Below are 8,969 nucleotides of genomic sequence, written 5' to 3'. Positions count from 1 at the left end.
CCGGTCGCAGCGGCGGCCGCGCCCCCCCGCCATTATGGCATCGCCGGTCTCGCCTTTGCCGGCCATCCGGCACTGGGCCGCGATTCGAAGTCGGGGGCGACCTTTGCCACCGGTCAGCGCGACGCCGACTTGGCCGCCGCTGAAGCTGCCTATGGCGAGGAAATTGCGCAGGTGCTTGGCTGGGCCAAGGCGGTCGCCGACACGGCCGGGGTCAGGCTAGAGGGCGCCGCGCCGCTGTCTGTCTAGTCACTATAGCCGAATTTTTCGATCCACGGCGCTAGGATCGGCAGCACCGGTTCCAGATATTCGGCATAAGGCTCCCATTGGCCTGTGCCGTCATACAGCCCGCGCCCGACCTGCGCGACGCTGGCGGTGCTGACACCGCGCGCCTTGGACGTCCGGTCAAAGCTGCGCACCGCCTCGCTCCATTCCAAACCGGCGAACGCGCACATCGCCTGCGTCTCGGCGTCAAAGTCACGCACCAACCGATGATAATCGACGATATGGACGGCCAGCGGTAGCCGTGCGAGCGCCATTTCGGTCAGCCGCATCAGCGCATCATAATGGCGCGCGGTGCGTTCGAGAGTCGTATATTCCAGCGTTTGGCTGCTCATCGCAAAGCTGGTCTTGAAACAGCTCCACACGACATCGCGCGGGTCGCGGCGCATCACCAATATGCGCGCCTGTGGGAACATGCGCGCAATGAAAGGCAGGCGCGTGCCCTTCATCGGATCCATATCCACGAAAGCGGGCGCGCGCAAAGGGACGCCCGAGGCAGTCACATTTTCCCAATAGGCGCGGCGATAGTGGTCGAGCTCATCTGCACCATATTCGGCGAAACGCGCCAGGCCCGCCACGATTTCATCGTGCGAGCCAGCGATATGGTCCATGTCTGCGGCGGCAAAGGTCGGGCGCTCCTCCAGCGCGGCAACGCCAGGCAACGAAGCAAGGATGTTTTCGACAAGCGTCGTGCCCGACCGCGGGTAACCGAGCAGGAAAATATGGCGCTGCGCCGCATCGGCGGGCTGCCCGCCGGGGGCATCGCGCCAGACGGCGTCGGGGGTCGCGGCAAAGCCCGTGAGCAGCGCCTCGATAAAGCTGGTCTGATCAAGCCCGGAGCTATCGTCCTCGTGAATGGCGGCGAAGTCATCATTGGCCGCCTGATAATGCGCAAAAGCGGCAACATGGTCCCGCTCGCGGTGGCGCGCATCGGCGAGCAGGCTGTGCGCGAAGCTGCGCTCGAGTGTCGGGACGCGGATGCGATCAATGAGCGGTTCGAGCAGGGCCGCGGCCGCTTCGGGGGCACCGCTGCCCAGTTCGGCGCTGGCCAGTGCGTTGGTAGCAATGGGATTTACCGGATCGATTGCCAGCGCGCGCTGCGCATGGCTGCGCGCGGCACCATAATCGCCTTCGCGCGCGGCCAGCGAAGCGAGGCCTGCGTGCGCGGCTGCTTTGCCGGGGGCTAGCTCCACGGCGCGCTGGTAACTGGCGCGCGCCAATCCGCCCGATCCGCCAGCGGCCAATATTGAGGCACGTTCCAGCCAGGCGTCGGGGTAATCGGGATAATGCCGGATGGCCTCGTCGCAGGCCAAAACGGCATCGCGAAAGCGCCCTTGCCGCCGGTAGTGAATCGCGAGGCTCGTCAGCGTCGCAGGATTGCCGGGCTCAAGCACCTGTGCGCGCGCAAACTGCGCATCGGCCTCGGCAAATTCGCGGCGCGCACTGTGCTCCAGCGCCAGCAAGACATGGTCATAGGCATCGGCGGTGCCGCGCGCGAAGTTGGCGCGGGCCTCGGCTGCGGCGGTTTCGAGCGCAGGATCAATCACGTCGCGACAGGGCCGCTGCCACCCGCATTTGTCAAGGGTGTGCTGCGCCCAAATGAAAAGGGCGGACCCGAAGGCCCGCCCTTTCCGAACTCGACTGTGCGTGACGCTTAGAACTTCAGCTTCACGGCAGCAGCGTAACGGCGGCCCAGCGCGTCGTAAGTCGACGGGTAGGTGTTGCCGCTGTTGTAGGTGGTCGAACCGATGGTGTTGCCGACGACCTTGGGCTGGTTGTCGAGCAGGTTCTGCACCGTCACCGTGAAGGTGACATTGTCGGTGATGTTCCAGCGGGTCGTCAGGTCGAAATAATGTTCCGCGCCAATCCGGCGGAATTCTTCCTGGACGGTGTTGGCAGGGCCACCGTCGGCGATGATCTGCTCCGGTTCAAACTCGACCGCGTCGATCCAGCGCCACAGCAGCGACACGTCGACATCGTCGAACGACAGCGTTGTGCGCTGTGAGAACTGCAGTTCAGGCTGGATCGAGCCCGTGAACGAGCAGTTGACGCTGTAATAGCCGACGCATTCGCGATTGAGCGAGCCCGCCGCGACGTCCGCCTGATATTTTGAGCTGTTGGTCCAGTTGCCCACGAACGACAGCGCGAGGTCAGCAAAGCCGACATCGGTGTTGTAGTTCATGATCAGGTCGACACCGTCGGTGAACAGGCGGCCCAGGTTGTTGGTCAGACCGAACAGACCGCCGGTGATCGACGGGTCACCGTCGAGGCCGCCGGTGATCGGGTTGCGGCGGATAACCGTACAGGCCGGATCCGATGCGCTCGCCGCCGTGACGTTACCGAAGCAGGCGTCGATGATGTCGCCAGGCAGCGGCGTGCCAAGCACGTCTTCGACCGTAATGTTGTAATAGTCGACCGACATCGAGAAGCGCGGCGCAAATTCCGGCTGCCAGACAAAACCCAGCGTCCAGGTGTCGGCCGTCTCCGGCTGCAGGTTCAGGTTACCACCAACGGTGATGTTGGCCTGCGCTGCGGTCGGGTTGGTGATCGCACCGATCGTGCCCGCCGGAGCGCCCTGTGCGATACAGATGGCGCGCAGGTTGGCGTTGGTGGTCGGAGCCGCACCGGCGCAGGGGTCAACGCCCAGGTTGGTCAGGCCAACCGTCTGCGGGGTGAAGAGTTCACCGATGTTCGGCGCACGCACCGCGCGGCTGTAGTTGCCGCGCAGCTTGAAGCCTGCACCGGGGGTCCAGCTGCCGCCGGCTTTCCAGGTGAAGGTGTCATAGCCGCCCGCGCCATCAATGCTGTAATCCGAATAACGCGCACCAGCTTCAAGCGTCAGATCCTCGAAGAAGGGCTTGTCCTGGATCAGCGGCACGACGAGTTCGCCATAGACTTCATAAACGTCATAGCCGCCGTCGATTTCGGGGTCGGCACCGCCGGCACCGCCCAGCTCGCCCGGGGTCTGCGCCAGCAGGTCCGAGGTCTGGGTCGCGCCATATTTGCGATATTCGGCGCCGACAGCGAACGCGACATTTTCGCCGCCGCTGATGCTCCAGCCGAAGTCACCCGACACAACGCCGCGCACCTGCGCCAACGTGGCGCGGTTGATCGACGTCGAATTGGCGCTGAGGTAATTGGCCATCGCCGGGGTGATCGAGCCTTCGGGACCGAACAAGTTGACGGGAACGCAGCCCGCCTGACCGCCCTGACAGGTGGTGGTATTGTCGGCGAGCGAGGCGGCACGCCAACGCGATTGCAGCGTGTAATTCTGGATGGTTTCCAGATTTTCCGATTCGCCATAGGCGCCCTCGATCGACCAGTCGATCGATTCCGAAATCGCGCCGCGAGCGCCGACCCGATAATCGAAGAAGGTGGTCTGATATTCCGAGATACGCGGGCCCACTTCCACCGTACGGCGGTTCAACGTGACCGTGACTTCGCGGTAGTTGGGGTCGGTGCGACCTGTCGCGGTTGCAGCAGCGGCGCACTGTGCCGGCGTGAAGCGCGGGGTGTAACCGCCACCCAGCGGCGCGATGTTGAACGCGCAAAACTGGTTGCGCAGCGTCGCGGGCAGATAGGGGTTGTTGAGGTTGATCGTCACCGTGCCGCCGAACGAACCCGACGGGGCAATGATGGTCGACACGGTGTTCTTCGAGAACATGCCGCGCGTGTAAATCTCGATATCGTCCGAGACTTCATAGTTCGCCGCGCCATAGATGTTGAAGCGCTCGAACGGCACCTGGAACACGTTGAACGGGTTGAAGTTGAAAGTCGCGAAAGTGCCGACCGCCTGGCCGGCCGCATTCACCTGACGCACGCCGCCATTGCCGTTGCTCGTTGCCGAGAAGGTAGTGGTATCGGGCGTGTTGGTGCCAGCGATCAGCGGGCGGGTACCCGAGAAACGCGACGGAACCGACGTCCCCGAACCGGCCTGACCGCCGGTGTAGCTGGAAATCTGGAAGCGGGAGAAATCGCGCGCGCCCTGATAGACCGGGTCCGACTGCTGGTAACCGATGCTGAGCACGGCATTGCCGCGGCCATCGTCGAAATTGGCACCGATGGTGGCGTCAACGCGGAAGTAGTTGCCGTCGCCCTGCTCGGTCAGCTGCTGCGACGCTGCCAATTCGAAGCCGGCGAAGTCGCGCTTGGTGACAAAGTTGACGACGCCGGTGATGGCGTCGGCGCCATAGGTGGTCACCGCCGCACCGGTCAGCGCGTCGACGCGCTCGATCAGCGCCAGCGGAATGTTGTTCAGGTCGACGCGGCCAGCGAGCTGCGAGGGAACCAGGCGGTTGCCGTCGAGCAGCACGATGTTGCGGGTCGAGCCCAAACCGCGAAGGTCGACATAGGAAGCGCCGCCGTTGCCGTTGTTCACCGCCGAGCCGATGCTGGCGACGATACCCGGAATTTCGCGCAGAACTTCTTCAGCCGTGTTCGACTGCTTCAGCTCGATGGCGTCCGACGTGGTCACGTTGACCGGGGTCGACTGTTCCAGGTTCGGGTTGCGGATCAACGTACCGGTGACGACGATTTCGCCTTCATCCGTCGCTTCTTCCGCATCCTGCGCATAGGCAGGGGCCGAAATCAGGGCGATGCCCAGCACCAGCGGTGCGGCGCCCATCTTCAGCTTCGAAATTTGGGTTTTTTTCACAGTGCAGTCCCTTGCTCTGGTGGTTAAACTACCCGGATGCAAAAAGCGCGCGACGGTTTCGGCGCGCGCAATTCCACCCCGATAGGGTGCGGAGTGACGCTTGCCGGGGCAAGAGGCAAGGGAAAGCAGCGCAGACAAGGGCGTTTCGGCGGCCATTGTGACGGATTTGCAACAGCGCGGAGGCTGGGACGCAGCAGCACTGCGTCAAACACGCGACGATTGAAATAAAGTTACGCTAGTTCGGCAACAGTGGCAACGGGTCGAGCCGCGCACTGCGCCAGCGCAGCCCCCAGTGCAGATGCGGTCCCGTCGCGCGCCCGGTTGCGCCGACTGCGCCAAGTGGTTGACCCTGGCGGACAATCTGTCCTGCCACCACATCAAGCCGCGATGCGTGGAGGAAGGCGCTGGTCAACCCCATGCCGTGATCGATCAGCAGCAAATACCCTTCGAGGGTGAAAGGCTGCGTAGCCGCCAATACCACCACCCCGTCCGCCGGCGCGACAAAAGCTGTGCCCGCAGGCGCAGCAATATCGAGACCGCTGTGATAGCTGCCGGGCTTGCCCTGATAGATACGCTGCGACCCGAAAAAGCCTGACAGCCGCCCGCGCACCGGCCAGATGAAATCCTGTCGCCACCCGTCGCTGACCGCATTGGTGCGGCGCGCCGTTTCAATCTGATCAAGCTCTGCCGTCCGACGCCGGACAAATTCGGCATCGCTGGCCGCGCTGCCACGATAGGGCGCGTCAACATGCTGGATCCGCCAATTGCCCGGCGTGATAGTGAGCGTTGCCTCGATTGGTGGATCAACGCCGCGCTCGGCGCGCAATATGGCGGTTGGGCGGGCGTCGCGGTCAAAGGCGAGCAAGAACATGCCATCATCGGCAAGCGGCAGCGCCGCACCATCGAGCGTCAGCACCTTCGTCCCCGCCGGCGCGCGCGCAAGCGTTACTAGCCCCTGACGCAGGGTCCGCTGCAGGACAAAAGCGTCGCCATTGGCGAGCGCGGGTTTGCTTGCAGGGGCTGCGAAGGTCAGGCCGCTAACGGGCAGCGCGATCACCAACGCGGCGATTGCGGCTCGCCACCGCCATACGCTCATCCGCGCGCCGACGTGGCGGCAATCATCGCTTCGGTGGCGATGGCGGCGCTGGCATAGGGTTCCTGCCGGTCCACTGACCAGTAGCGCAGTTCGTCGAGGGCAATCGGCTGGCCCGACACCGCGCAAACAACATGATCGCCGGGGGTGAGCACGCGAAAGCCATTTGGCTGATAATGGAGTCGCGCGGGGCGCTGGGTTGAGGCAACAAGCATGGTTTTTCCTTCAGAACTGAGCCCTAGCAACTTCGCGGCCGCTTGCTAAGCCCCCTCAATCACCGAACAGATCGGCTTGCGGCGCTGCGGGCGGGGCACGCCGCGCAGGGTTCGCCGCGCCAACCGTGCTGACCCTGACCGTGCCATCGGCGAAGACCAGTTGCATCGCTGCCAGGCGTCGCGCGGCCGCGGCCGTGGTAACCAGTGCATCATCCTCGCTGCGCACCATTGCATAGCCGCGCGCCAGCAAAGCGCGCGGATCGAGCGATATGAGCAGGCGCACCAGCCCGCCAAGCGCGCCGCGCTCGCCCTCGATCCGCCGCCGCAGCAACGCCGGGCGCAGCACGCGCTGCGTCAGCCGGTCGCGCGCGCTTCGCGTAATCCCGCCCACACCGCGCGCTAGCCGTTCAGCCAATTCATCAAGCCGCTGGCGTTGTCCCGCATAAAGCGCGTCGCGGCGCGGCAGCAGCCGGGCGAGCGCAGTCAGTCGCTCGGTACTGCGCGCACGCAGTCGCAGCGCCGCCTGTAGTCCACGGGCATGGATGCTGGCCAGCGACGCCGCGAGTTCGCTGCGCACCGGCAGTGCCAGTTCGGCCGCTGCCGTTGGCGTCGGCGCGCGCACATCGGCAGCATGATCGGCAAGCGTTACGTCAGTTTCATGTCCCACCGCGCTGATCGTCGGAATGCGACAATCGGCGATGGCGCGCACCACAGCTTCTTCATTGAACGCCCACAAATCCTCGATCGACCCGCCGCCGCGCGCAACGATGACCAGGTCTGGACGCGGCACGGCGCCCCCGTTCGCGGGCAGCGCATCAAAGCCGCGCACCGCCGCCGCAACTTGGCTCCCCGCGCCTTCGCCCTGCACCAGCACCGGCCAGACGATGACGCGCACCGGGAAGCGGTCTGCAATGCGGTGCAAGATGTCGCGAATCACCGCGCCGGTCGGCGATGTGACCACGCCGATGGTGCGTGGCAGTCGGGGAAGCGGCTGTTTCTCGCGATCGAACAGCCCTTCGGCCCTCAATCGCGCCTTCAGCCGCTCAAACAGAAGCATCAACGCGCCTTCGCCCGCAACTTCCAGGCTGTCGGCAACCAGCTGATACTTGGACCGGCCGGGATAGGTGGTCAGCCGCCCGGTGGCGATTACCTCGACACCATCCTCGGGCCGGAACGCCAGCCGCCCCGCCTGCCCCTTCCACATCACCATGTCGATCAGCGCGCTGTCATCCTTGAGCGCGCCATAAAGATGCCCTGACGCGGCGCGTTTGGTCCCCGACAGTTCGCCGCGCACACGCACGCGGCCAAAACCGTCTTCGACCACGCGCTTGAGCGCCGCGGACAACTGGCTGACCGATAGCGCGGGCGCATTGTCGCCCGCCGCGCCTTCGGCTAACAGCCGCGCGGGCGCGCCATCGGTTTCGTCGGCAAAGGGATCGGACATTTGAAAATCCTGCTTATCGGTTCGGGCGGGCGCGAACATGCGCTGGCATGGCGGCTGGCGCAATCGCCAAGCTGTAACCAACTGTTCGCCGCGCCCGGCAATCCGGGCATCGGTCAATATGCCCGGTTGCTGCCCATTGCTGCCGACGCCATCGATGCGCTGGTCGATGCCGCGCACAAGCTGGCCATCGATTTGGTCGTGGTCGGCCCCGAAGTACCGCTGGTGCTGGGCCTTGCCGACAAGCTGCGCGCCGAGGGGATTGCCGTGTTTGGCCCGAGCGCCGCCGCCGCGCAGCTGGAGGGGAGCAAGGGTTTCGTCAAAGACTTGTGTGCGGCCAATGCGATTCCCACCGCCGCCTATCGCCGTTGCACCAGCGCCGAAGACGCGCGCGCGGCGCTGCCCGCTTTTGGTTTGCCGGTGGTGATCAAGGCCGATGGGTTGGCAGCGGGCAAGGGCGTGATCATTGCCGAAAGCGCGGACGAGGCCGAAGCCGCTATCGCAGATATGTTCGGCGGCGAATTCGGTAGCGCCGGAGCCAGCGTGGTCATTGAGGAATTTATGGCGGGCGAAGAGGCGAGCCTGTTTGCATTGAGTGACGGGCACAGCGTCCGCCTGTTCGGCACTGCGCAGGATCATAAACGCGTCGGCGACGGCGACACCGGCCCCAATACCGGCGGGATGGGCGCCTATTCGCCTGCGCCGGTGATGACGCCCGAGTTGACCGACCGAGCTATGAAAGACATTGTGGAACCCACCGTGCGGGCGCTTGGCGCTGCAGGCACGCCTTATGTCGGCGTGCTATTTGCGGGCCTGATGCTGACCGATGCTGGACCCAAGCTGATCGAATATAACTGCCGCTTCGGCGACCCTGAATGCCAGGTGCTGATGCTGCGGTTTCAGGGTGATTTGCCGCAACTGCTGCTCGGCGTGGCGACAGGGCAGCTGGCCAATGCCCAGCCGCCAGCCTTCAGCGACGATTATGCCTTGACTGTGGTGATGGCCGCGCGCGGCTACCCCGGGACGCCCGCAAAGGGCGGGACAATTACCAATCTCGACGCCGCCGAGGCCGACGGAGCGAAAATCTTCCACGCCGGAACCGCGCTCACGGGCGGCCAGCTCGTCGCGGCGGGCGGGCGCGTGCTCAACGTCACCGCCAGCGGTGCATCGGTCACCGATGCGCAGGCGCGCGCCTATGCCGCTGTGGACAGGCTCGATTTCGCCGATGGCTTCTGTCGCCGCGACATCGGCTGGCGCGAGGTTGCGCGCGAACAAGGGGAGGGTTGA

At 64.9% G+C, this 8,969-nt stretch carries 6 protein-coding genes and 1 pseudogene; 2 read left to right on the top strand and 5 right to left on the bottom strand.

Annotation, left to right across the window (positions count from 1 at the left end):
* Window positions 1-246, top strand: a pseudogene (locus AC2TC0_RS02890) (hypothetical protein); the annotation flags it as partial.
* On the opposite strand, the gene AC2TC0_RS02885 reads toward AC2TC0_RS02890, so the two are convergent.
* From AC2TC0_RS02885 to xseA, 5 genes are all read right to left on the bottom strand, one after another.
* On the bottom strand, window positions 243-1,826 hold the full coding sequence (locus AC2TC0_RS02885; RefSeq protein ID WP_484715979.1) for a sulfotransferase family protein: 1,584 nt from the start codon (window positions 1,824-1,826) through the stop codon (window positions 243-245). The pseudogene AC2TC0_RS02890 and the gene AC2TC0_RS02885 overlap by 4 nt on opposite strands.
* A 107-nt stretch (window positions 1,827-1,933) precedes the next feature.
* Complete coding sequence (locus tag AC2TC0_RS02880) at window positions 1,934-4,933, bottom strand: TonB-dependent receptor domain-containing protein (RefSeq protein ID WP_484715978.1); 3,000 nt, start codon at window positions 4,931-4,933, stop codon at window positions 1,934-1,936.
* A 235-nt stretch (window positions 4,934-5,168) separates the two neighbouring features.
* Window positions 5,169-6,029, bottom strand: a complete 861-nt coding sequence (locus AC2TC0_RS02875; protein WP_484715977.1) for a M23 family metallopeptidase — start codon at window positions 6,027-6,029, stop codon at window positions 5,169-5,171.
* Window positions 6,026-6,241, bottom strand: a complete 216-nt coding sequence (locus AC2TC0_RS02870; RefSeq protein ID WP_484715976.1) for a DUF2093 domain-containing protein — start codon at window positions 6,239-6,241, stop codon at window positions 6,026-6,028. The genes AC2TC0_RS02875 and AC2TC0_RS02870 overlap by 4 nt, the downstream gene beginning before the upstream one ends.
* A 55-nt stretch (window positions 6,242-6,296) precedes the next feature.
* Window positions 6,297-7,685, bottom strand: coding sequence for an exodeoxyribonuclease VII large subunit (gene xseA, locus AC2TC0_RS02865; RefSeq protein WP_484715975.1), 1,389 nt, complete (start codon window positions 7,683-7,685; stop codon window positions 6,297-6,299).
* Here xseA and purD point away from each other — a divergent pair, their 5' ends adjacent.
* Window positions 7,686-8,969 (top strand): phosphoribosylamine--glycine ligase, encoded by a 1,284-nt coding sequence (purD, locus tag AC2TC0_RS02860; RefSeq protein ID WP_484715974.1) that lies wholly within the window; start codon window positions 7,686-7,688, stop codon window positions 8,967-8,969.

The sequence above is a fragment of the Sphingopyxis sp. sgz302558 genome, from assembly GCF_057220455.1.
Note: the sequence above shows the minus strand (reverse complement) of the source record. Positions and strands in the feature narration are given on the sequence as shown.